The organism is bacterium (genome assembly GCA_004299235.1).
GTDB lineage: Bacteria > Chloroflexota > Dormibacteria > Dormibacterales > Dormibacteraceae > SCQL01.
Window position 1 is genome coordinate 62,933 of sequence record SCQL01000017.1, and the last position, 21,357, is coordinate 84,289.

The 21,357-nt window shown below is 63.6% G+C and carries 26 protein-coding genes; 4 read left to right on the top strand and 22 right to left on the bottom strand.

The window, feature by feature from the left end:
* Positions 1–32 precede the first annotated feature (32 nt).
* The gene (locus EPN29_04590; GenBank protein ID TAN33915.1) at positions 33–284 is read left to right on the top strand and encodes a hypothetical protein; all 252 of its coding nucleotides are present in this window, start codon (positions 33–35) and stop codon (positions 282–284) included.
* Positions 285–311: 27 nt separating this feature from the next.
* Positions 312–638 carry a hypothetical protein gene (locus EPN29_04595; protein TAN33916.1) on the top strand — a complete coding sequence of 109 codons (327 nt, stop codon included), beginning with the start codon at positions 312–314 and terminating at the stop codon, positions 636–638.
* Between the two features lie 72 nt (positions 639–710).
* Here EPN29_04595 and EPN29_04600 read toward each other — a convergent pair whose 3' ends face one another.
* The gene (locus EPN29_04600) at positions 711–1,166 is read right to left on the bottom strand and encodes a hypothetical protein (GenBank protein TAN33917.1); all 456 of its coding nucleotides are present in this window, start codon (positions 1,164–1,166) and stop codon (positions 711–713) included.
* 297 nt (positions 1,167–1,463) lie between these two features.
* Here EPN29_04600 and EPN29_04605 point away from each other — a divergent pair, with 297 nt between their 5' ends.
* The gene (locus EPN29_04605) at positions 1,464–1,946 is read left to right on the top strand and encodes a hypothetical protein (GenBank protein ID TAN33918.1); all 483 of its coding nucleotides are present in this window, start codon (positions 1,464–1,466) and stop codon (positions 1,944–1,946) included.
* A gap of 167 nt (positions 1,947–2,113) precedes the next feature.
* Here EPN29_04605 and EPN29_04610 read toward each other — a convergent pair whose 3' ends face one another.
* The 16 genes from EPN29_04610 to EPN29_04685 all read right to left on the bottom strand — a co-directional run bounded on the left by EPN29_04610 (position 2,114) and on the right by EPN29_04685 (position 14,993).
* On the bottom strand, positions 2,114–2,899 hold the full coding sequence (locus EPN29_04610) for a glucose 1-dehydrogenase (protein TAN33919.1): 786 nt from the start codon (positions 2,897–2,899) through the stop codon (positions 2,114–2,116).
* Between the two features lie 19 nt (positions 2,900–2,918).
* On the bottom strand, positions 2,919–3,308 hold the full coding sequence (locus tag EPN29_04615; protein TAN33920.1) for a RidA family protein: 390 nt from the start codon (positions 3,306–3,308) through the stop codon (positions 2,919–2,921).
* A 20-nt stretch (positions 3,309–3,328) separates the two neighbouring features.
* Positions 3,329–4,717, bottom strand: a complete 1,389-nt coding sequence (locus EPN29_04620; GenBank protein ID TAN33921.1) for an amidase — start codon at positions 4,715–4,717, stop codon at positions 3,329–3,331.
* Between the two features lie 17 nt (positions 4,718–4,734).
* Positions 4,735–4,914 carry a hypothetical protein gene (locus tag EPN29_04625; GenBank protein TAN33922.1) on the bottom strand — a complete coding sequence of 60 codons (180 nt, stop codon included), beginning with the start codon at positions 4,912–4,914 and terminating at the stop codon, positions 4,735–4,737.
* Positions 4,911–5,720, bottom strand: a complete 810-nt coding sequence (locus EPN29_04630; protein ID TAN33923.1) for a creatininase family protein — start codon at positions 5,718–5,720, stop codon at positions 4,911–4,913. The genes EPN29_04625 and EPN29_04630 overlap by 4 nt, the downstream gene beginning before the upstream one ends.
* A gap of 38 nt (positions 5,721–5,758) precedes the next feature.
* The gene (locus EPN29_04635; GenBank protein TAN33924.1) at positions 5,759–6,646 is read right to left on the bottom strand and encodes an ABC transporter permease; all 888 of its coding nucleotides are present in this window, start codon (positions 6,644–6,646) and stop codon (positions 5,759–5,761) included.
* A gap of 95 nt (positions 6,647–6,741) precedes the next feature.
* Complete coding sequence (locus EPN29_04640; protein ID TAN33925.1) at positions 6,742–8,310, bottom strand: sugar ABC transporter ATP-binding protein; 1,569 nt, start codon at positions 8,308–8,310, stop codon at positions 6,742–6,744.
* A gap of 17 nt (positions 8,311–8,327) precedes the next feature.
* On the bottom strand, positions 8,328–9,398 hold the full coding sequence (locus EPN29_04645) for a sugar ABC transporter substrate-binding protein (GenBank protein TAN33926.1): 1,071 nt from the start codon (positions 9,396–9,398) through the stop codon (positions 8,328–8,330).
* A gap of 4 nt (positions 9,399–9,402) precedes the next feature.
* A complete protein-coding gene (locus tag EPN29_04650; GenBank protein TAN33927.1) occupies positions 9,403–10,569 on the bottom strand; it encodes an ABC transporter permease in 1,167 nt (388 codons plus the stop codon).
* Positions 10,473–11,327, bottom strand: a complete 855-nt coding sequence (locus EPN29_04655; GenBank protein TAN33928.1) for an IclR family transcriptional regulator — start codon at positions 11,325–11,327, stop codon at positions 10,473–10,475. The genes EPN29_04650 and EPN29_04655 overlap by 97 nt, the downstream gene beginning before the upstream one ends.
* 5 nt (positions 11,328–11,332) lie before the next feature.
* Positions 11,333–11,683, bottom strand: coding sequence for an EthD family reductase (locus EPN29_04660; protein ID TAN33929.1), 351 nt, complete (start codon positions 11,681–11,683; stop codon positions 11,333–11,335).
* 269 nt (positions 11,684–11,952) lie between these two features.
* Positions 11,953–12,183: a hypothetical protein gene (locus tag EPN29_04665; GenBank protein TAN33930.1), complete on the bottom strand. Its 231-nt coding sequence runs from the start codon at positions 12,181–12,183 to the stop codon at positions 11,953–11,955.
* Between the two features lie 151 nt (positions 12,184–12,334).
* Positions 12,335–13,057: a hypothetical protein gene (locus EPN29_04670; GenBank protein ID TAN33931.1), complete on the bottom strand. Its 723-nt coding sequence runs from the start codon at positions 13,055–13,057 to the stop codon at positions 12,335–12,337.
* A gap of 77 nt (positions 13,058–13,134) precedes the next feature.
* The gene (locus tag EPN29_04675; protein ID TAN33932.1) at positions 13,135–13,533 is read right to left on the bottom strand and encodes a BlaI/MecI/CopY family transcriptional regulator; all 399 of its coding nucleotides are present in this window, start codon (positions 13,531–13,533) and stop codon (positions 13,135–13,137) included.
* Positions 13,534–13,789: 256 nt separating this feature from the next.
* Positions 13,790–14,326, bottom strand: coding sequence for a hypothetical protein (locus EPN29_04680; GenBank protein ID TAN33933.1), 537 nt, complete (start codon positions 14,324–14,326; stop codon positions 13,790–13,792).
* Positions 14,327–14,414: 88 nt separating this feature from the next.
* Positions 14,415–14,993 (bottom strand): XRE family transcriptional regulator, encoded by a 579-nt coding sequence (locus EPN29_04685; protein ID TAN33934.1) that lies wholly within the window; start codon positions 14,991–14,993, stop codon positions 14,415–14,417.
* A gap of 270 nt (positions 14,994–15,263) precedes the next feature.
* Between EPN29_04685 and EPN29_04690 the strand changes: the two genes are divergently transcribed.
* On the top strand, positions 15,264–15,740 hold the full coding sequence (locus EPN29_04690) for a DUF1801 domain-containing protein (GenBank protein ID TAN33935.1): 477 nt from the start codon (positions 15,264–15,266) through the stop codon (positions 15,738–15,740).
* A gap of 523 nt (positions 15,741–16,263) precedes the next feature.
* Here EPN29_04690 and EPN29_04695 read toward each other — a convergent pair.
* The 5 genes from EPN29_04695 to EPN29_04715 all read right to left on the bottom strand — a co-directional run bounded on the left by EPN29_04695 (position 16,264) and on the right by EPN29_04715 (position 21,222).
* Positions 16,264–17,094, bottom strand: coding sequence for an alpha/beta hydrolase (locus tag EPN29_04695; protein ID TAN33936.1), 831 nt, complete (start codon positions 17,092–17,094; stop codon positions 16,264–16,266).
* Positions 17,095–17,286: 192 nt separating this feature from the next.
* A complete protein-coding gene (locus EPN29_04700) occupies positions 17,287–18,399 on the bottom strand; it encodes a portal protein (GenBank protein TAN33937.1) in 1,113 nt (370 codons plus the stop codon).
* 96 nt (positions 18,400–18,495) lie between these two features.
* Entirely contained in the window at positions 18,496–20,118 is a 1,623-nt protein-coding gene (locus EPN29_04705) for a DNA-binding response regulator (GenBank protein TAN33938.1), read from the bottom strand.
* A gap of 478 nt (positions 20,119–20,596) precedes the next feature.
* Entirely contained in the window at positions 20,597–20,974 is a 378-nt protein-coding gene (locus EPN29_04710; GenBank protein ID TAN33939.1) for a type II toxin-antitoxin system PemK/MazF family toxin, read from the bottom strand.
* The gene (locus tag EPN29_04715; GenBank protein ID TAN33940.1) at positions 20,971–21,222 is read right to left on the bottom strand and encodes a hypothetical protein; all 252 of its coding nucleotides are present in this window, start codon (positions 21,220–21,222) and stop codon (positions 20,971–20,973) included. The genes EPN29_04710 and EPN29_04715 overlap by 4 nt, the downstream gene beginning before the upstream one ends.
* Between the last annotated feature and the right edge of the window lie 135 nt (positions 21,223–21,357).

Consider the following 21,357-nt stretch of genomic DNA (forward strand, 5'->3'; position numbering starts at 1 on the left):
CCCACTTCAAGTTCCATGATTGGTTTCAACGGATGAGCACATCGAGCCGTGGATTACGGGGTCGCTGGTTCACGGTGGCTCTGCTGGCGGTCGTGCTGGTGGTGGCCGGCGTCCAGGTCGCCAACCCACACAGCTACCTGTCGGAAGCCGTCGCGCGCATCGGCGAAACCGGATCCGGCCCCGACGCAACCCTCACCAACCTCACGAGCGTCGATCAGCTGCAAGCGAGATTCAATCGTGACTCGGGCCACCCACGTCTGATCCTCTTGCTGTCGCCGACCTGACCGACGTGTGCCGCAGGCGCCCGGTGGGTGCGAAGCAACATCCTGGAGAGGTACCCGTCATCGGTCGTACGGGTCTATGTGGTTTGGTTCGACACGCTGCCAGCGGATTCGCGAGGCCTGGTCGACCGAAAGGTGCTGAACGATCCTCGAGTCGCCAACTACTACGACCCGAACCGCGTGGTCGGATCGTGGTTCGCCAAGCACACCGGTGGTGGCGGGATCGTCTGGGACGCTTACTTCCTTTATGGCGCGGATGCTTCGTGGAGCGATGAGCCAGGACCGCTCGTGAGCTCCGGCGGGACCGTGATCGGGTCGAGCGGTGACCTGGCGGCGGCGTTCCGCAAGCTCGTTTAGAGAATCGGAGGCGAAACCGGGCGCGGAACTCTCGTCCCGGGTTCGCGCCGCGCCGAGCCGCCTGCCTGGAACTCAGGCGTGCACCTGACCTCGCCTGAACCGGCGCTCCGCGTAGTCGACTGGTCCCAACACGAAGCAGCCGACCTGGTCGTCCCTCCCGAGAACCCAATTCGAGATGGCCAGCACCTCGCATCCGCCGTAACCACGTGAGGCGGCGAGCAACATCGAGGCCCCATAGAAGATCAGGGCCGCATCGCTGGTGAAGGCAAGGGGGCGCGCGTACCACGGAGTCAGGAACAGGGCGAGGAAGACCAGCATGTTGAGCGCGGTGCCCCAGAGTCCGGTGGCTTGAAAACGGCTCGGATCACGACGGGCACGCACCCACTGGACTGTGAGTAACGCGGCTGGGAAGACGGCCGCGCCAAGAAACAGGCCGAGCGGATCGAAGCCCGCCCGCAGCTGACCATGGTCCACCACGATCTGGCCTCCCAGCAACCCGTACACCACAAGGGCCAGACCAAGGACCACTCTAACGGCTGTGCCGGCGGAGCCAATCTCGCGCCTTCGCCCGCTCTCACTCGGCTTCATTCGCGCTTCCACCGGTCCTGCCTCCATCCCCACCGTATAGCCTCACCCGAGGCAAGAGTCAAGTCTGGGCGGCTCGTCGACCGAGGACCGCTGGCCGGCAATGCCCGGGCCGATATCCAGACTCGCCGGTCTTTGCCCATAGCCAGACGCGTCTCTCCACTTCGGGGTGGGTGGTGGTGGGGTAACTTCCACCCGTATAGATGAATACGCCCGACCGAGCGTTTGGGAGGTGGTCAAATGGGAGTCTCCAGACTGAAACGAGAGTCGGTCCGCTGTTGGGTCGCCGTTTCGGCAGTCGTCCTGTCCGCCTGCAGCGGTTCAGGGTCGCCTTCGGCTGCAACGTCACCGAGCCCCGCCGCTTCGCCAACGGTTATCGTCGCGACGGCTACCGTGACAGGTACCTCGGAACAGGTGCTGACGACGCCCGGCGGGCTCACCCTGTACTACCTGACGTCGGACCTTGCCGCAACGCCGAAGTGCAGCGCCAGCTGCTTGACCCACTGGCCCCCACTGCTGTCGACCGGCGTCGTGGTCCTTCCGTCCGGTGTGTCAGGAGCCCTGACTATCGTCCAGAACAGCAACGGCAGCCAGGTCGCATACAACGGCCACCTGCTCTACAGGTTCGCTAACGACAAGGCTCAGGGCGATTCGAACGGCGAGGGCATCAAAGCTTTCGGCGGCACCTGGCATGCGGCCACACCGGGTCTTACCTCAACGTGATTGGGGCGTGGCTCACAAGTTCTCAACCGCAGCCGTCCCCCGAATAAGACTGCCTTGCTTCGAGGGACCGGTGGTCGCTCGCCCGGTTCGCGGATACGAACATCCGAGTCACCTGTGAACACCAATCCGAAGCGCAAGAGCGGTGCTCATCAGCCTCGGCACAATCGTCAGAAGCGAACCAGTCCGCCATCGATCAGCAACGATTCACCGGTTATGAACGGAGCCTCATCAGAAGCGAGAAATGCCACCGCGGCAGCGACTTCCTCGGGTCTGGCCGCGCGACCCAATGGCGCTTCGTGCTCCGCCGCGCGCTTTGCCGATCCGATTGCTTCGCCGGTAATAGACGTCATCTCTCGGTCGATGTATTCCCACATCCGGGTCGACGTCACGTGGCCCGGGCAGTAGGCATTGACCGTGATCCCATGTGGAGCTAGTTCTACGGCCAGGCTCTGCGTTAGTCCGATCACACCGAACTTGGTGGCCGAATAGGCGCTGATCAGGCTGCTCCCTCGACGGCCCGCTCCCGACGCTCCGTTAATGATCCGACCTCCCCGACCCTGAGTGATCATCTGACGCGCCGCTTCCCGACAACCAATGAAGACGCCACGTAGGTTCACATCGACCACACGATCCCAGGCCTCCGTGGTCATGTCGATCAGCGGTCCGATCACGATGGTGCCCGCATTGTTGATCATGATGTCGAGGTGCCCGAAGGCTGCCACCGTTCGCTCCACGGCATCCCTCACGTCGTCTTCGCTGGTCACGTCCGCGACCAGCCCGATTACCCGGCTGCCATCCGCTCCAAGTTTGGCTACCGCGTCTTGGACGGATTCCGCATGCAAGGCGATAACCGCAACCGAAGCCCCTTCAGCCAAAAGGCGCTCAGAAATCGCGTAGCCGAGACCACGAGTGCCGCCGGTGACTATGGCCACCTTGTCGCGTAGGCCGTTCATCGATCACCGAATCCCGGTCTTACTTGAGGACCGCGATGGCGTCTACTTCCATCAACAGTTCCGGTAGGCCCAGATTCGCAACTTGGACCTGCGTGCAGATTGGGCAACGTCCCGGCTCGAAGAGCTGCTGGCGAACCGCGATCTCATCAGGTGCGTGGCGGATGTCCGCGAGAAAGACCGTGATCTTGATGACGTCGGCAAGCTTGCCGCCCGCCGCCTCAACCGCCAGTCGGATGTTGTGCCAGACGCGTTCCGCCTGCTTGCGCGGGTCACCAATGCCAACCACGTTGTTGTGCTCGTCAAAGGCGACCTGCCCAGCTATATAAACCGTGTCACCACAGCGAATGGCGTGGGCATAGGGCTCTGGTGGCGCGGCGAGTCCTTCAGGCTCCAGGTACGTTCGTTCCATTCAACCTCCAAACATCGACATCATTTGGCACGAGCGGCCTCGAGTCCCCTGGGAGCTCCGATTCCGCCAATTGCACGCTCAATCGCCAACGCAACCTGTAACGCCGTCTGTTCGTCGAATGGCCGAGCCACAACCTGAACGCTGACTGGAAATCCGGCGCTTCCGACACCGGCCGGAACGGCGACCGCTGGCAACCCTGCGAGATTGAAAGGAGCCGTGGTGCGGACCAGCGCCTGGATGACCGGTTCGGCCCCCTCGGCAAATTCATAGTCAAGCTGATCCCATCGCTGAGCTTTGGCCGGAACGGTGGGCGCAACCAGGGCATCGAGCCTCTGGTCGGCAAACAACGCAGTCAAGGCCCGCTGAATCACGCGACGCGTCTTTTGCGCCCGAAGATAGAGCGAGGCCGGCAACAGCAGGCCGGTCTCGAGCAACCCCCGGACGTCGCTCCCAATCAGGTCTGCGGACCGTTTCATGCGACTCTCGTGATATGAGGCCGCCTCAGCAGCCACGATGGCGAACTCGGCGGCCAGGCAAGCATTGAGCTCGGGTAACTCGACCTCCAGAACCTCGGCGCCATCCTGCTGAAGGCGCTTTGAAGTCGTGGTCAGGCCGTGTTTGAAGTCGGCTTCCATAGGAGAGAACGGAGCGCCGTCCAGCAATCCGATACGCAAGCCACGCACATGCTCGCTTGCGGGCAGGAGTGGCTGGGGTAGGTACGGCCGCGCTTGTGTGGTCTGATCACGCGGATCAGGGCCCGCGAGCACCGACAACATCAACGCGGCGTCCTCCACGGTTCGAGTTAACGTGCCCACATGGTCGAGCGACCAGCTGAGAGCGAGTGCTCCGCTCCGGCTGATGCGCCCGTAGGTCGGTTTCAATCCGACAAGCCCGCAGTGGGATGCTGGAATTCGAATCGAGCCACCGGTATCCGAGCCGATCGCCCCTGGAACTACACTCGCGGCGACGGCAGCGCCCGATCCGCCGCTCGAACCTCCTGGACTGCGGTCGAGGTCCCATGGATTGCGCGTCGGCGGCGTATACACGCCGCACGCCAACTCGTGCGTTGTCGTCTTGCCAAACACGATCCCTCCGGCCGCGCGAATGCGCGCAACCGCCGTGGCGTCCTGCACCGCTGGACGAGACCCGGACATTGCGTTTGAGCCGCAGCCGGTCGTGCTCCCGGTGACATCGAAGATGTCCTTCACGGCAATCGGAATCCCGCGGAGAGCACCTCCGGTCGTGTCGTCCTGAAGCCGAGCCTCATGAATAACTCTTTCGGCATCGACGGACACGAACGCTCGGATCAGAGGCTCCGCCGCTTCATAACGGGCAAGCGCTGACGCTGCATATTCCGAAGGCTTGAGGTCCCGCGCCGCTATGAGAGCTGCCGCCTCTACCATGCTCAAGTCCCCTAGCCGGTCACTCACTCGTTCCACCTCGGCTCAAAGTAGACCGCGGGTTCGACGTCTTCAAGCTCTTCAGCCGGCAAGCCGCCGAGCCCCACGATCTGTCCTTCGAAGGACCGCGTGACCTCGGTCAGCCGGTCATCGGGAATTGACACTCGCAGCGCCAGCGCCCACTCCGCAACGAGCTCTTCTTTCATCGTGGGACATCGGGAAAGGCGCGGAACATCGACTCGACGTTCTCAACGAATCGAACCGAAGCCTCCTCGATCTGGTCCAGATACTGGCGCCCGCGCTCGGCGGTCGAACCGGATGGGTCGCCCCAGACCCCAGATCGGCTGGCGCGTGGCAGTGTCCCCGTGGCGGAAAAGAAGAAGGCTGAAACCATGGCCGGTGTCGGTTCGACGGGGAACGGCGGGTATTCGCGAACCGCGTGCTCGAGCTTCACCAACGATGCGTTCACGGCCAGCACCGCCGACGTCTCACCGATGTTCGCGTGAAGACCAACCTCCGCTCCGAGATAGGTGCTCAGCTGTTCCGGGGGCAGAGCGTCCCAATAGTTGAACGGAAACGCAATCGTGCCCTTGGGCAGCCGATCGCCTATTTCCATGAACGCGCCCGACAACGCAATGGTGTTCGTGTAATGGCCGTTCACGAGGATGATCTCGCGGAATCCGCCGAGAGCCAGTGAAAGGACGATGTCCTGAACCAGGCCAGTCATCGTTTTTACCGAGAGGTACGGGATGCCCGGATAGCCGCGATGGTCTCCGGACAGTCCGTAGCTGAGGGTTGGTCCAACCAGGGCATCGATCCTTCGCGCAAGCCGCACTGAAACCTCGGTCGCAAGAATTGAATCCGTGCCATATGGCGAGTGCGGTCCGTGCTGCTCCGTCGACCCCACCGGAATGACCACCTTAGGGCTCTTCTCGAGGTGGGCCTTCACCTCGAGCGTTGTGCATGAGGACAAGAAAAGCCTTCCACCGTCTGATCGTTCGATTTCGATCATCTCCTTCGCCCGGATGCGCCCTGCCGCCGCTGGGGCATCTAGGTCTTCAACCTTTGCCGGTAGACTCCGAGCAGCGCGACGATGATGAGTCCCTCTATCAGCTCTTGGTAGAAGGCATCCACTTGCACGCTGACAAAGAACTCACTCAGGAAGCCGAGCACCAGCGCCCCGCCCAGGACTCCGATCACGGAGCCTTCGCCGCCGAACAGACTCACGCCGCCGATCACCACCGCGGTGATGGTCGTCAGCAGCAAAGTGGCACCCAGATCCGGAGAGCCGACGTATGACTGCGTCAGCTCCAGCAGGCCCGCGGCGGCGGCGATAACAGAGCAGATGACGTAAGACGCGAAGCTCACTTGCGATGTGCGTACGCCGGCAAGACGAGCCGCCTCGCGATCTCCCCCCACCGCGTAGAGATGCTTGCCAAGCGCCGTCTGCCTCGCTACGTACCAGCACAAGGCCCAAAAGACCCCCATGGTCAGCAGAAGAACCGGGACGCCGGCCACTGTCGACACGTAGATCGCGTAAAAGCCGGGCGCGGCCTGCCCGATTGGATTGCTGCTGTAGGTGTAAGCGATTCCCTGAAGGATGTAGAGCATGCCAAAGGTCGCGACAAACGGGGAGATCCTCAGCCAGTTGACCAGCAGGCCGTTGATCGTTCCGGCAACCAGACCGATTCCCAGCGACGCCAGGATCGCCACCAGGATGTTGCCGTTGCGGCCGCCCATGATGACTGCCGCCGCCATCCCGCTTAGAGTCGCGACGGAGCCAATCGAGAGATCGATGCCGCCGCCAATGACCACAAAGAACTCAGCCGCTGCCGCCATCCCTACGAAAGCGGTTCCCTTGAACGTCTCCAGGACCACATCGGTTGACCGGAACGTGTCGGACAGGGCGGTGCTCAACAAGAACAGCAACGCGAACAACGTCCAGGCGAGGACCGCGCGCGCGTGGCGCCGCAACCAATACCCGGACCCCGGGATCTGTGGCAGCGCCAGTCGCGTGGTCACGGAGCGAGTGCTCACGCCTGGATGTGACCTTCGGCGGGGCGACCGGCCGCGAGGTTCTCGCCGGGATTACCACCGCTTTGCCTGCCCAAGACAGCCAGATGCAGGATCCGCTCCTCGCTGAACTCGCCCGCCTGCAGCTCGCCCACGATTTGCCCGGCGCTCATGACCAGAATCCGATCGCTCATCGCGATCACCTCTGGGAGCTCGGATGAGATGAGCAGCACCGCGGAGCCACGCTCGACCAGCTCGTCGATCAGTTGGTATATCTCGTACTTCGCGCCGACGTCGACACCCCGAGTCGGCTCATCCAGGATGACGACCTCGGGCGCGGGGCTGCGAATGAGCCATTTGCCGAGCACCACCTTCTGTTGATTGCCTCCGCTCAGCGTCCCAGCGGCGCGCTCGGTGTCCTGAGGCCGGATGCCAAAGACGCGGACCGCTTCACTCGAGAGGCGCCTCTCTTCGGCAGCCCTCACGAAACCGGCGGTTGAAACCTCCTTCAGCGACGCAAGCCCTACGTTCTCGCGCACCGAGTGCTCGAGGATGAGTCCTTCCCGCTTGCGATCTTCGGGGATCACCGCGATGCCGGCGCGAACGGCGGCTGCTGGGCTCTTCAGCTGAACCGGCGCCCCGTTTCTCAAGATGGTTCCCACCTTCGCGGGCCGGATGCCTCCGAGTGCGTTTGCCAGCCGCGACCGTCCTGAGCCAACCAGCCCCGCGAGTCCCAAGACCTCTCTCACATGAAGCTTGAGGCTGATGGGTTCTCTGTCATTACCAAGCTCCAGGTCTCTGACCTCCAGGGCGAGGTCGCCAGCAGGTTTCACCGTCCGAGCCGGTCTCTGACGGATGTCTCGGCCGACCATGGATCTGATGAGATCGGCCATGGACAGCCCCTGCACGGGTCTACTCGCGACGACTCGACCGTCCTTTAGAACGGTGGTGCGATCCGCCAGCTCAAAGATTTCAGCCAGGCGATGCGAGATGTACAGGATGCCAAGGCCGGCCTGCCGAAGCTCTCTGATGACGTCAAAGATGCGCGCCAGCTCCCGACCGGAGAGGACCGCTGACGGCTCATCGAATATCAGAACACTCGCCTTCAAGACGAGTGCACGAGCGATCTCGACCAGCTGACGGTCTGCCACGCTGAGGCTGGCCACCTCGGTGTCGATCCGCACGCGGGCGCCAATCTTGTCCAGGGCGGCCTTCGCCTCCAGCCTCATCTTCCGTTGGTCGAGAAAACCGACCGTGCGTCGCTGCTCCCAACCGAGGAACACGTTTTCCAGCACCGTCAGTGCGGGAACCAGGCTGGGCTCCTGATAGACGGCGCCGATCCCAAGCTCCCGAGCCTTCTCTGGCGCCAGGGGTGAGACTGCGTTACCCCGTACAAGCACCTCGCCGGCATCCGGTTTTTGGGCCCCGGTCATGATCTTGACCAAGGTCGACTTGCCGGCTCCGTTCTCTCCCACGAGGGCGTGAATCTCTCCCTGTACGACTTCCAGCGAGACGCCTGCGAGCGCTGTGATGCCGCCGTAGTGCTTGTGAATGCCTCGTGCAGCAACCAGCGCTCGCTCCGCTTGCATCGTCTAAATCTCGAGAGTTACTTCAGTAGGTTGAGGGCTTTCAGCTCGTCCTGAGTGAGAACTGAATCGGTACCGACGTAAAGGTCGTCGCTGTACTGCGGCTTGTAGTACTTGTCGAGGGGCGGCAGGATGGGTCCGTACTCCGGCAGCGCGGATATGTTGATGGACTTCGGAACCGTTTCGCCCTTGATGGCCTTGACAGCGGTGTCGACGCAAACCTTCGAGTCGGTTGGCGGGAATTGAAGTGAGGCCACCTCAATCTTGTTTTCGATCCCCAATCGAAGAATTCCATTCGTCGCGGCGCCGCCGCCTATTGGCGGAACTGGCTGGACCTTAGCGTCGATGTAGGCCTGCATGATGCCGGTCACCGCTTCGCCACCCACTCCCCACACGCCGGTGAAGTTCTTGCCTGAAGCGATCGCGGTCGCCGCAAGCTGCTTGGCGGTGCTGATGGAGTAACTCGCGTTGCCTCCATTGACAATCTTGATGTCGGGGAACTGCTGCATGACCTGGTTGAATCCCTGGTCGTAAGCAATGGTGGTTGCGTTACCAGGTAGGCCGCCGATGTACAGCAGATTGCCTTTGTGGTTCATCTTGTCGGCGAGCCACTGGGCGAGGGGCACGGTAGCGGTCGCGGCGTTCGGATTGACCAACGACGTGTAGTTGTCTGTATTGACCGTGCTGTCACAGAGGATGACCTTGATGCCCATCGACATCGCTCTCTCGACCGGTCCGGTGTCGGCTGCGGCGCCGAGCGGCACGAGAACGATTGCGTCGGGATGCTGAGCGATGGCCTGGTCGATCAAAGGCAGTTGTTTTGTGGCATCCCCCTCTCCATTGAAGTAGACGAGGTTCACACCGTCGGCTTTGGCCGTTTTCCTTGCCACGGCATCCAGTTGCGCCGCCCAGCTGTTGGACGTGCCCTGCGAGATGAATGCCACAGTGGGTGTTTTCGTGCCACCGCCGCCGGACTGTCCACCGCAGGCGGACAGCAGTAAGACCACGCCGGAGGGAACCACGAGTCCGAACGCGAACAGTTGCCGGAAACGTTTGCGAACGGCCGGGCGACTAGACATCTCCATCTCCATCTCCTTAAATGAGCGAACGCCGCTTGAACACCTGGAACAGGGACACCGCCACCAACATCACCGCGCCCTGGACGATCAGTTGCGTGAATGGATTCAGCGACGAGAGTGTCGTGACATTCAGCACGGTCAACAGGAACAGCGCTCCAATGAGCGCACCCAACGGCCGGCCCTCACCGCCAAGGAACGAAACTCCTCCGACGACCGCGGCCGCGATCGATTGCAAGTTGTATGTGCCCCCGATGGTGGGATCCACATACCCGACGTATGCGCTGAGGATGATCCCGGCCATGGCCGCGAAGATGCCGCAGATCGCGTACGCCGAAACCCTCACTGCAGTCGTGGAGACTCCGACCCGGCGCGCCACTTCCGCTGAGCGCCCGACCGCGTAGATCATTCGGCCATAGGTGCCCTTGCTGAGCACGAGCATCAGCACGGCCGCGACGCCAAGGCAGATGACCAGCGAGAACGGCACGACTCCAACTCCTGCGAGAGCGACCGGCCGGAGCGATGTTGGGATGTTTCCGGCGGGAATCCCCTTCGTGTAGACGAGGATCGCGCCCTGTACGCACGCCGTCATGCCAAGCGTGGCAGCGAAGGGAGGGACGTCCCTCAGGGACACGAGCAGGCCATTGGTGATTCCGATCGCGGCGCCGAACAAGATGCACAGCACGAGCGACAGCACCAGCAGATGCTCGTCGTAGTGATTCATCAGGGCGATGATGATCAGCGTTGCGTTCATGACTGCCCCGACGGATAGATCAATCCCGCCGACCAGCAAGACGAGCAGTTGACCCAGCGTAACCAAGCCCAGGACGGCGTATTGCTGCATGAGCACGTGCAGGTTTTGAGGCCGGTAGAAGTTCGGTTCCACAATCGCCACCACCACGCCGACCAGCAGCGTGGCCGCCACCGGCAAGGCATAGACACGAACCGGCAGTGGAAGCTGGTGAAAACGTACGAACCACCGCCCGGCGACGTCCTGGGGCAGGTCACGATAGGCGTCGCCCACGCTGTCGCCAGGCGGAGCGCCCGGGGCGGCGACCAACGCTTTGTTAGCACCTGGGCCCGGGTTGCTCATCGGTGACGTCCAGAGTTGGGTTCTGCGTTGTCGAGCAGGAGGAGCTCCGATCCAGCGACTGGTCGGAAAAGGGTGGCGGCGTCGCCTTTCCATCCCATGGCGTGCGAGATCTCGATCGCCGCGCCGGCAACCAGGGGCCCGGTGTGGCCCGGATTGAAGAAGTCCTTGATGGTCGACAGGCTTACGGCAGCAATCGAGCGGCCCGTGTGGTCACGTACCGGAGCGCCGACACAAAAGACGCCGGGCACCGCCTCTTGCTGATCGAGGGAGTAGCCGCGTTCGCGCGTCACCGCAAGGTCACCCAGCAGGACCTTTCGATCCGAAATGGTGTACCGGGTGACCGGCTCGAACCCGGCGCGGTCGAGCACCTTGATCACCGCGCCGTCGGTGACGGCGGCCAGCAGCGCCTTACCGAGGCTCGAGCAGTGGAGCGGCCGTCTCGAAGTGACCCTTGGATCCGTCCGAATGTCCGACGCATCGCTCAAGACCTTGTCGACGAACAGCAGCCCACCCCGGTCGGGGACCGCGAGGAGGGCCGTGTCATGCGTTGCGGCAACCAGCCTCTCCAGGGGCTCGCGTGCGACAGTCCGAAGCTCGAGGCGATCGCCGACGCTCAACCCGAGTTGGATCAACCGTGCACCGAGCTGGAAGCGGTGACCGCCGTTCAGCGTGAGGTAGCCGCGCGACTGAAGCGTGTAGACCAGGCCATGCGTGCTGCTCTGCGCAAAGCCAAGACGCGCGCTGATCTCCGAAATCTTCAGGCCCTGGGGTTCGGTGGCCAGGAGCTCCAGGATGTCGAGCGTCCTGTCGGCGGACTTGACCGGCGAACCATTGATCGCTAATCGGTCCATCTGCGTCAAGGCCTGATCGATGAAGCAGAGGGCCCGCCGGGCGCCGGCGGAAAGTCCTCGAAGTCGCACAACATGATCGTCACCCCGCCGGTTGCGAAGCGCGGCACGTCGGCCAGGGCCGCAGCCATTTCCGGGCTGCTTTGGGCCGCATCGAACGCTGCGTCGTCAGCGAAGTAGACGTCCGAGATCAGATAGAAGGGCGCCGGCGATCCGTCGCTCATGGGCTGAACACGCCCAAAACGCACGTTGCTGACGCCGGGTATCTGCTGAACCAAAGGCGTGTGTGTGTTCCGGTAGTAGTCGTCAAATGCCGCCGGGTCGGCGGGATGCCCGTGAAGCGAAACTATCCGGCGCATTCTTCACATATGTGAAGTGTCATCATGGTAGTGATTAAGGTTAGATCGCCAGAGGCAATCTGTAAATAGGCAGGGGATACAAAATTCAGAGGCTGCCAACTCGGCTCACCCGAGCCAATGACCGGCGGTGGCTACCCGCCGAGACGGCCAGATTCGCGGGTCAGGCTATGGGCGGCACGTAACGCTCTGCTCGATCGAAAATCGATCGCCCGGCCGACATGTGGAGGTAGGTTCCGCCTCATCGTCGCGCCCGCGGTGGTTGCCGGCAGTCACTCCCGCTCAGCGTTTGGAGTTGGAGGCGCCGGCGTAGCCGTTGCAACGCCTTGTCGCTGGTGGAGTGCCATCCGCACCTCGCCGAGCTGGCTCTCCAGCTCGGCGACGCGAGGGTCACTCGTGGGCGCTGATCCCTGCTTGTGATGCCTGGGCATCATCAGCCACATCATCACGCCCATCGAGATCGGACAGGCCAGAAAGAACAGGTACGGAAGGATGTGGTCCACAGTCGACCTCCAGTCTTAACTATCGGCCCATAGTAGCAGGAGACGGCGTGCATAGATCGCATCCTGCCGACCTTGCCTCTGTGTGCATGCACTACACGCGGCGAGCGTTCGAGCGCGCGGGCTACGGGCTCGCCCGCGCCTGGTCGGGACTCTACCGTCTCAGCGCGAGCACCACCTCGAACAGGCAGGCAGCCAGGCTGAGCGCCAGCCCTGAATAGACAAAAGTTGCCGCCCACATCCCCCGCGGCGGGCCCGGCTCGTCGATCCTCATCCCAAGCAGCCGTTGCGCACGGAGCTCGGCGTGACCCACAAACGCGGCCAGCGGGATCGCGGGGGCCGTCATCACCAGCAGAGCCCCTGCGAGCGCAGATCGACCGGCCATCCGCTCGGCGGCCGCATCTGCGCTCAGCTCCGAGCGCGCGATCTGTCGTTCTGACCACCAGCCGACGATCGGCAGGAAGGCAAGGACGTCTGCAGCCGCCGTGCGGGCCATTCGCCGCAGGGGCTCGTATCGACGAGCGTGGTCTGCCTCGTGGTGAAGCACGGCCATCAGCTCGGAGTCGGAAAGTCCGGCCGCCGCCGCTTCGCTGATGAACACCGAGGGCCGCACAATGCCTGCGCAGAATGCCACCAGAGATCCACCTGCGACGCAGTCAATACGGTCAAGGCCCACTGCTTTGGCGGTTCGGACCAGATTTGGCGGAAAGGGAGCGCGCGGCAACCTTTTCAGCTCGCGAATCGTCCTCAACGCCACGAAACCGAGCCTGAGGGTCCAGGCGAAAGCCGAAGCCGAAATCACCAGCAGCGGCGGTACGTAGGCTGTGGACCACCAAAAAGTGCCCTGGGTGGGCATCCAACCGCACAGCCCGGACATACGACAGCCGGCGAGCGCGCCCAGGCAAGCGACCGGCACCGCTGCCAACACGCCAAGCAAGACAAGCCGGCGCCCCGTCACCGCGAGCGCAGCCTCTTGAGGGCCTCGCGCGTCGCCGGCGACAGCCGATCGAGGCGAGCGGCGAAGGCGGCGAGCGCGACCTCTCCGTAACGCTCGATCAGACGATCGACTTCCGCACGACCGGAATCGGCCAGGAACTCTTTCACTCCCCCGTTGGCCCGGTACTTGTGAGGCTGGTGAGAGCCCACCTTCGTCACGCTCAACAGACCTTTGTCAGCCAGGCGGTTGAGGGTTGTCATCACCGTCGTGTAGGCGAGCTCCGGGGTCAGCGCCAGTACGTCGCGAACGATGAAGGGCTCGCGGACGCGGCTGTCCCATATCAGTTTCATCAACCGGCCTTCGAGCGGACCCAGCAGTGACATCGCCCGTCCCACCTGATCCTCTCGTCGAGTCATCACCCGCGATCATAGCGCTACAGACCGGTATTCTTACTAGGGCCTGATAGTAAGACTGCAATCCCTTCAACTTCTGCAATCACTCTCGTCCAACAGCCAACGACTCGTAACGCTCTCGGACGCCGGCGGAGTTGCCGCTGGTACCCTTCTCGCTTCCCTCGAGTGGGGTTTGCCTTGTCGCCTGGCGTCTACCGGTGTCGTGGTCTTCTAGAACTTGGAACCCCGTGCGGCCCTCGCCGATCACTCACCGGCCTGATTAGCGAATGAGCTGCCGGCGCCGAGCATCAGCCTCGAGCGAAGCGCGCCGGGCCCGTGACCGCACACGTCGATCGACGCTTGCCATCAGCGTGCCGACCTTTCCCTCAGCCAAGGCTGCCGTCCGCAGCCGGCGACGCACATAGTCCCAGTCCATCGTTACGTAATTCGTCAGTGCGATTTCCAGCGCTGCATCGAAACTGATGTCTTCGCGTGGCCAAGGCACGGTGGCTTGACGAACTCGGTCAAGGTACAGGTCCTCGCAACTGATCATCAGGATGGAAATCCCGCCGACCTTGACTGGCACGGTCCGCTCAATGCCCTCGCCTGAGCCCGGAAACTCTACGGCCACCGCCAGATCCTTTCGAGTCCAGTGCCTGCCGGCCTTGCGCAGTCCTAGCGACTCAAGAGCCTGCAGATCGCTTGCGGAAGGCACAGGGCAAAGGTCCAGATCCGTCGGGTGGTACTCGCCCCCAGCCCAGTACTCCTCAGCCGTGCCGCCAACCACGATCGGCTTGTTGCTCAGCAGCGTCGTCAAGGCTGCCGCCAAGAGCAGGCGTTGCCGCAGCCCTGACTTTGCAGTCGGGATTTGACGCAGTATTGCCTCGGCTTGTTCCTGAGCCCGATTAGTGCCTCTGGCCACGAACTTGCTTCAACCGCTCAAAATGTTGACGGCTTTCGCCGGCTCGCTCTAGCAGCTCTGCCTCAACCGGCGATGGATTCCGTTCCCATGGATTGAAGCGGCCCGGACCTAGAACAGACCGCACCATCGCGCGCCGCGCCGATGCCGGCTGCGTTCTTCGCGGAGTGGCGCCCAGCGTGAGAGCGATAGGGGCTCCAGTGGCAAGAGCCCACCTCTCGATGAACCCGAGCGTGGGCATTCGATAGCCGGCCTCCGCCCGTGCCACTACAGGTTGGGTCGTCCCCATCGCTTGGGCAAGGTCAGCCTGGGTCTGGCCCGAGCGACGCCTCGCTCTGGCAAGAATGAAGCCGATCTCCGATTTTGTCACAGCCACAATTATAGCCAATTGGCTATATAGCCAGCAAGACTCGTCCTGTCGGGCTCCATACGTGTTGCAGCCGCTAATCCAGGGCCCACCCAGGCTTTCGGGCGCAGACAGTTCATCGCCGGTGCGCAGCGATCCTGGCCTGATCGCAAACGGCCTGGCAACCTTCTCATGGTTGCGGCCCGGAAGGCCGACCACTTACCGTGCCCGCTCGTGCTCCCTCGCGTCCTTCTATTCGCTGGCGGAAGGGGCAGCATTTTCAGCGACGCCCCCATGGTCGACACCACAGGGGCTTGATCTCCTTGCAGCCGATCCAAGACCGACGGCCGCGGCTGGTGCGATCGTGCGCGAGCGAAAGCCGTTCGTTACGGGCGATGCGATCGAGCAGCTTTGGAGAAGCCGCCGCGGCGGCACGCACCCTAGCATGAGGCTCGTTCCCATCAATACTCGCAGCGGAGGAAACCTCCAATGAAGGACACGCAGAAGTCCGCCAAGAGCGCCAGCACGAAACAAAAGAGGTACGAGGGATTCACCGACGAGGAACGAGCCGCGATGGTGGACCGCGTCCAAGAGATGAAGGTGGCGGCGCGCCGCGGCCCCCGCGCGGACAAGGCCGACGAGGAAAGCGCCGTGCTCGCGAAGATCGCCGAGATGCCGGAACGCGATCGCGCCGTGGGCGAGCGGCTCCATGCCGTCATCACCGCGAGCGCGCCAGCCCTCTCGCCGAGACTCTGGTACGGCATGCCCGCGTATGCCAAGGACGGCAAGATCGTCTGCCATTTCCAAAGCGCGCAGAAGTTCAAGACGAGGTACGCGACGCTCGGCTTCAGCGACGAGGCGAACCTCGACGAAGGCGCCATGTGGCCGACCGCCTTCGCTCTGACGGAGTTGACCGCCGCCGTCGAGGCAAGGATCGGCGCGCTCGTGAAGAAAGCGGTGAGCTGAGGACTGAGCTCGACACCAGGCCCCGCCCTAGGCGGGACGGCTTGGCCTCCAGCTAAGCCCGAAACAATCCCCAGACTCTGGGCAACGCGCTGGTCGCACAGTTCGCCAAGACGGTTGCTCAGCTGCGGAGGCTCGCCGGCCGGTTTAAGAGCCCTCCGATCAGCGCATGGGTCGGAGCTTGAGGTAAGCAGCCTAGAGCGTGAATTTGTTAAGGCGAGATATCGATAGACCCGCATTATCAGCATCAACCGATGCAGGCGGGAGCGATGTCGCAAGCAGCGCGGAGACGCCGCTCGCTACAGCCCCGACAGACCAGCTCGCCCGACTCGATCCCAAACATCGAGGCCAAGCCTGCCCGACGCCCCCTGAGGCCAAAATCCTGGTGCCGCGGGCCTTCAGCACCAACTTTTGAACTCGAAACTGGTCGGGAGCCCCGGGATTTGAACCCGGACCCAGCCCGCGCTGATCATCGCGAGGACCAGCGCAGCCCAGGTCCAGCGCGCTCAGCCGACCGGAGAGCAAATCACTCTTTGTCGAGGAAGGCCAGGATCACGGTGGCGAGCAGTGGCGAGCTGCCTATGTTGTAGTGGGTCAGCCCGGGCAGGATCGCGAGTGCGTGACCGCCCCTGGGCCGACCCTCCCCCATCCAGCCCCCATCGCGCAGGCCGCCGTCGAGCAGTTTGAACACCTCGACATAGTGGCTCGGCGGCGCCATGTCGGCATCGGCGGCCGCGATGAGCGTGGGAACTTGGAGACCACGCACGTCTTCGGTGAAGTCGAAGTCCTTGGCCATCGACTGGCCGATCTTGTCCAGCAGGCGCGGGAAATCTTGCGGGCGCGGCGCGACCCGCTGGTACTCCTGGTACATCGGGGTGTCTTTCATGAACTCGGCCGCGGCCGCGCTCACCTGGCCCTGCTGCATCAGCATCTCAGCCGGAATCGCATCGCGCCTGATGTTTGCCGAGACGACTACGAGCCGGCGGATCTTGGCCGGGTATCTCACCGCGGTCTGCAGGGCAACTCCGCCTCCCAGCGAGTAGCCCACGAGGTCTGGCCTTTCGACCCCGAGATGCTCGATGAGCGCGGCGATGTCGTCGGCCAGGAGCCGCACATCGATCGGTCGCTCGATGTCGGCAGTCCGGCCGTGTCCTTGCAGGTCGACCGTGATGACCTGGTGACGCTGCGCCAGAAGTGGAATGACGGGCCCGAACATCTCGCCCATCATCAATCCACCGTGCAGCAGAATCAGCGGGCGACCTGTCCCGTGGATCTCGAAGTAGAGATTGATGCCGTTGACATCGGCGTACCGCCCGGCGCCATTTTCGTTGGTCGTCGATTCAGTGGTCACGGTCATGCTCCTGCACTGGAACCAGACTGGATGAAGGAGCCGAGCTTCAACTCCCCAGCGCCCGTACATGGCCACGATAACGCCGCTCGGCGAGACCTGACTGTCGAGCAACTGCCAGCCGCCCGGGCTGGCGGGGCGAGCTGATCTCGTACGAGGCGCCGGCCTACTTCGGCATGCTGACCGCCGCGTTCAGCCTGCCTAGGCGAACGCCCCCTCCGCCGGCTTCGCCGGCACCTCCTCAGGGCGTGGGGCGGTAGCGGCGATGCGCCGCGCAACGTAGCGGGCATCGCGAACGATGCCAGGGAGCACGCCCGACGTCGCCGCGTACTGAAACTCGAGACCCACGAAGTACAGGCCGGGCAGTGACTGAACCACGCCGCGATACTGCAGCGGCCGGCCGTCATCCCCGAACGCCGGCAGGTGGACCCAGTCGAAATCCGTCTTGAACCCCGTGCACCAGATGATGTTGGGCACGTCGATGACGCGATCGTCCTCAATGAGAGGTCGGCCGCCGCTCACACCCACTACGCGCGGCACGCGCTCGACTCCCGCAGCCGCGAGATCTTTCGCCTTGACCCTGATCAGCGGTGCGCCGCTGCGAAGGAACTGCGGCCGCGCCTTCTTCCCCATCGGCGTGTCCACGGTGAGCACATAGGTCCCGAGGAATCGGACCAGCGGCAGCGCGAAAGCGGCGCCGACCGCACCGTGGGGAAACGGAATCTCGCGATGCGCTGACCCGGCCAACGACACGCGCCGCGTGCGCGACAGCTCGAGCGCGACCTCTGCGCCCGAGTTGCCCGTGCCGACGACCAGGACATCGCCGTCGCGCAGCTGTGCCGGGCTCGTGTACTGGCTGGAGTGGATCTGGTTGATGCCCGCGTTGAGCTGGGAGGCGAAGGCCGGCAGCTTCGGGATCTGGCACGCGCCGGTCGCGATGACGACGTTGTCCGCAACGAACGTCGTTGCGTCGGCCGTCACCAAATAGCGATTGCCATCCTGGTGCAGGGCATCGACTTTCGTCGAAGTCTTGACCGGGAGGTGGAACCGCACGGCGTACGCCGCCTGGAAGTCGCCAACTGCATCCTTGGTCGGGAACGAGAGCAAAGGCGCCGGGAATCGCACGCCGGGGAGCCCGTTGTACTTCGCCGGTGTGAAGACGCGCAGCGAGTCCCAGCGCTTGCGCCACGAATCGCCGACCCGCGCGTTGGCTTCGAGGATGACGAATGATCGCCCGCCCCTTCCGAGGTGATAGCCGACCGCAAGGCCTGCCTGACCGCCGCCGATGATCACGGTTTCGACGTGTTCGTTCATGGCGACGAGGCTAGGCGTCGCGCACCCTGGCCCGCATCGAACGAAATGCCCAATCCGCGAAGCCGCCCGCTATGGGTATTTCTATATAGGCGAGGCCTACCTCAGGCCGTGCTCGTACGCGTACGCGGTCGCCGCTGCCCGGTTGGAGAGGCCGAGCTTGGTGAAGATGTTGCTCACGTGGCGCGCCACCGTCTTCTCGCTGATCACCAGCCGCAGGGCGATGGCGCGGTTGGAACTGCCGGCCGCGACCAGGCGAAGAACCTCCACCTCCCGCTCCGAGAGTCCGGAGGTGGCCGCCGGTCTCGTGTCAATGGCGGCGAGATCAGGCAGCGCGCCCAGCTCCTTGAAGGTCCGGCGCGCAGCTTCGAGCTCCATCGCGCTGGTTTCCGAGTCGCCGAGCGCGCGGCAGGCGCGAGCGATCAGCACGCGCACTCGCGCCCCTTCGTAAGGCGCCTCGAGCTCACGCCACAGGCTTGCCGAGCGGCGAAGGGGCTGCAGCGCGGCGCGCGGGTCGCCTTCCGCGAGCAGCACCGCCCCGCGGGCCTGGCTCGCGATGGCGTTGAGGATCGGCGCTTTGATATGTGCGGCTATCTCAGCAAGCTCAGCCACACCAATACGAGCAGAGTCGAGGTCACCGGTCGCCACCATGAGATCGACGAAGGCGGTAAGCACCGCCGCGCGTGCAGCTGGGCCGGTCGCTTCGTCGCGCTCGCGGCGGATGACGGTCGCGGCCTGGTCCGGGTGACCCTGGGCGAACCTCATAAGAGCCAACCCCGGCATCGGCCCGTGACCCATGTGGCTCGCCTGCCGATACCCCTCTTCAGCCTGGGCAAACTCGCCGCGCAGCCTGTGGAGTTCAGCGAGCTCGTAGAACGCCGCACCCGCAAACGGCTTGGGGGGCGGCTTGAGGAGCAGGTCGCGCGCCCTCTCGGCCTCGGTGATCGCATCGGCCCAGCGTCCGTGCAGCTGCATGATCTCGGTCCGGAAGATCAGGCAGTTGCCCCGAAACGCCACGAGGCCGGGCTGCGACTCGCACCAGCGAGTAAGGGCAGACGTCCACTCCTGCGCCCGACGCAGGTCGAACACCTCGCGGCAGTTCTCGATCACCACGCAGTAAGCGATGCCGGCTATGGCCGGCGAGACCTCGCCCGACGTGACCGAGACCATGATCTCGTCGTGCAACGCTGCGCCGGCCTCGATCTCACCTCGCGCGATCAGTGAAGATCCGTGGCCGAGCCGGCTCAGGGCCAGCAGGTCGGCGTCGCCGAAGCGTTCGCCGATCTCGAGGGCATGGGTGAAAGCCGCGTCGGCGCCGGCGAGGTCGCGCGTACCGAGACTCTGCATCGCGATCGCGGCCTGTAAGTATCCAGACTCGACGCAATCCCGCCGCCCATCGTCAAGTAGCCGGCCCGCGCGCCCGAGCCAGCCGCCGGCCTGGGCGGCCTGGCCGGCGTTGAGCAGCCACATCCCGAGTCGCACGGCCCATAGGGCAGCGCGCTCAAGATCGCCCCGGCCAAGGAAGGCATTGTGCGTGCGCTGCATCAGCGCAAAGCCCTGCGCGTCCTGTCCGGAGAGGAGGGCCGCGGTCGACAGCAGCTCCAGGTCCTCAGCGCCAAGAGGTTCGCGATTGTCAGCGGCGACCAGATCACTGAACGCCTCAGCCCAGGAGAGCCTGTCGCAGGCCGCGCGGCCCTGCTCGAGCTCCGACGTGGCGTTCATATGGAGTGCAGCCTAACGCGACACATCGCCACTTCCATGGCCAAGTGGTCGGGAATCTATCGCACGCCGGATTCGCGATCTCCTGCCGGCTCAGGCCGCCCAAGGCCATGGGAACGCTCGAAAAGCCGCCCCACGCCACGAACGCAAGGGCGCGATTGCGGAAATGCCCCTTGCCACAGGTCCTTTGAATTCTGTGATCCGCCGCGATCCCACTAGCGCGGCACGCAGGCCCGGACGCCCGCCTCGTATTCAAAAACTGGTCGCCCGGGGTTTGAACCCGGGGCCTCACGGTCCCGAATCAGCCGTGGTTGCGTCCAACCATGTCAGTTTCTGCAGGTTTCAGTTCGATTCTTCGGCTCGACGGCCATCGACGTCCCGGTTTGCACGACTCTTCAGCCGGATTACTACATGAACTACTACACGGATTGTTTACGGAGGCTGACGTCGCCAAGCTGCTTTGGGCTCCACGTTTCGCAGCTTACGGCTCGGCCACTACCTCCCCGATCGAGCGCCGCACACCGCGAACGATCGCATCGATAAGCTTGGGGCTCAGAGTTCCGGCGGGGCCACGGGCGAGAAAATCGCGGTCGATCGTGGTGATCTCTTCGCAGAAGACGACACTGTCATGGCGCAAGCCTGTTGACCGCGCCTGCAATGGCACACGCGTGGGCCCGACTTGACCAGCCGAAAAGATCGGGACGACAATCAGATCATCCCGCAGACGATTCCTTACATCCTCTGAAATGACTACAGCTGGACGTGGCCGGTGGGGATCATCCGGCTGGCCGGGCGTGAACACATACCAGATCTCCCCCCGACGTGGAGCGGGGTGGGCTAGGCGACTTCGCTGGCTCAGGTTCTAGAGAGCCGACGCGCAGCTGCCGAACGTCGGATCGATCGCCAGGCACGCTGTTCGGAGGCGATCGGTTGCTCCGGATTGGCGTACTGAGCCTCCATGGCAAGCTCTTGCTGGCGCGCGTACCACTGGTGAAGAGCTTGGTCGATCACCTTGCTGCGGTCTTGACCAGGATGGTCTTGAACGAACCCGTCCACTGCATCAAGCAGGTTCGGATCCACCGTCACACTCACTTTGACTCGACTCATGCGACAAAGGGTAGCACGATTGGTCGGACATTACGTCGGCTGTGATGCTGTTGGGTTCAAAAAGTCGGTCATACCAAGACCGGTGTGCGCCGATATTCGCTGAGCAAGCCGGCCAAGCTGTAGGCTGGCAAACTT

Excerpts from the sequence above, each read along its gene's own strand:
- EPN29_04650 (TAN33927.1), bottom strand. The coding sequence starts at position 10,569 with ATGGAAAGGCGACGCCGCCACCCTTTTCCGACCAGTCGCTGGATCGGA.
- EPN29_04630 (TAN33923.1), bottom strand. The coding sequence starts at position 5,720 with ATGATCGAAATCGAACGATCAGACGGTGGAAGGCTTTTCTTGTCCTCA.
- EPN29_04610 (TAN33919.1), bottom strand. The coding sequence starts at position 2,899 with ATGAACGGCCTACGCGACAAGGTGGCCATAGTCACCGGCGGCACTCGT.
- EPN29_04640 (TAN33925.1), bottom strand. The coding sequence starts at position 8,310 with ATGCAAGCGGAGCGAGCGCTGGTTGCTGCACGAGGCATTCACAAGCAC.
- EPN29_04670 (TAN33931.1), bottom strand. The coding sequence starts at position 13,057 with ATGTCCGGGCTGTGCGGTTGGATGCCCACCCAGGGCACTTTTTGGTGG.
- EPN29_04655 (TAN33928.1), bottom strand. The coding sequence starts at position 11,327 with ATGGACCGATTAGCGATCAATGGTTCGCCGGTCAAGTCCGCCGACAGG.
- EPN29_04645 (TAN33926.1), bottom strand. The coding sequence starts at position 9,398 with ATGGAGATGGAGATGTCTAGTCGCCCGGCCGTTCGCAAACGTTTCCGG.
- EPN29_04615 (TAN33920.1), bottom strand. The coding sequence starts at position 3,308 with ATGGAACGAACGTACCTGGAGCCTGAAGGACTCGCCGCGCCACCAGAG.
- EPN29_04705 (TAN33938.1), bottom strand. The coding sequence starts at position 20,118 with ATGAACGCCACGTCGGAGCTCGAGCAGGGCCGCGCGGCCTGCGACAGG.
- EPN29_04695 (TAN33936.1), bottom strand. The coding sequence starts at position 17,094 with ATGACCGTGACCACTGAATCGACGACCAACGAAAATGGCGCCGGGCGG.
- EPN29_04690 (TAN33935.1), top strand. The coding sequence starts at position 15,264 with ATGAAGGACACGCAGAAGTCCGCCAAGAGCGCCAGCACGAAACAAAAG.
- EPN29_04700 (TAN33937.1), bottom strand. The coding sequence starts at position 18,399 with ATGAACGAACACGTCGAAACCGTGATCATCGGCGGCGGTCAGGCAGGC.
- EPN29_04605 (TAN33918.1), top strand. The coding sequence starts at position 1,464 with ATGGGAGTCTCCAGACTGAAACGAGAGTCGGTCCGCTGTTGGGTCGCC.
- EPN29_04715 (TAN33940.1), bottom strand. The coding sequence starts at position 21,222 with ATGAGTCGAGTCAAAGTGAGTGTGACGGTGGATCCGAACCTGCTTGAT.
- EPN29_04625 (TAN33922.1), bottom strand. The coding sequence starts at position 4,914 with ATGAAAGAAGAGCTCGTTGCGGAGTGGGCGCTGGCGCTGCGAGTGTCA.
- EPN29_04590 (TAN33915.1), top strand. The coding sequence starts at position 33 with ATGAGCACATCGAGCCGTGGATTACGGGGTCGCTGGTTCACGGTGGCT.
- EPN29_04675 (TAN33932.1), bottom strand. The coding sequence starts at position 13,533 with ATGACTCGACGAGAGGATCAGGTGGGACGGGCGATGTCACTGCTGGGT.
- EPN29_04660 (TAN33929.1), bottom strand. The coding sequence starts at position 11,683 with ATGCGCCGGATAGTTTCGCTTCACGGGCATCCCGCCGACCCGGCGGCA.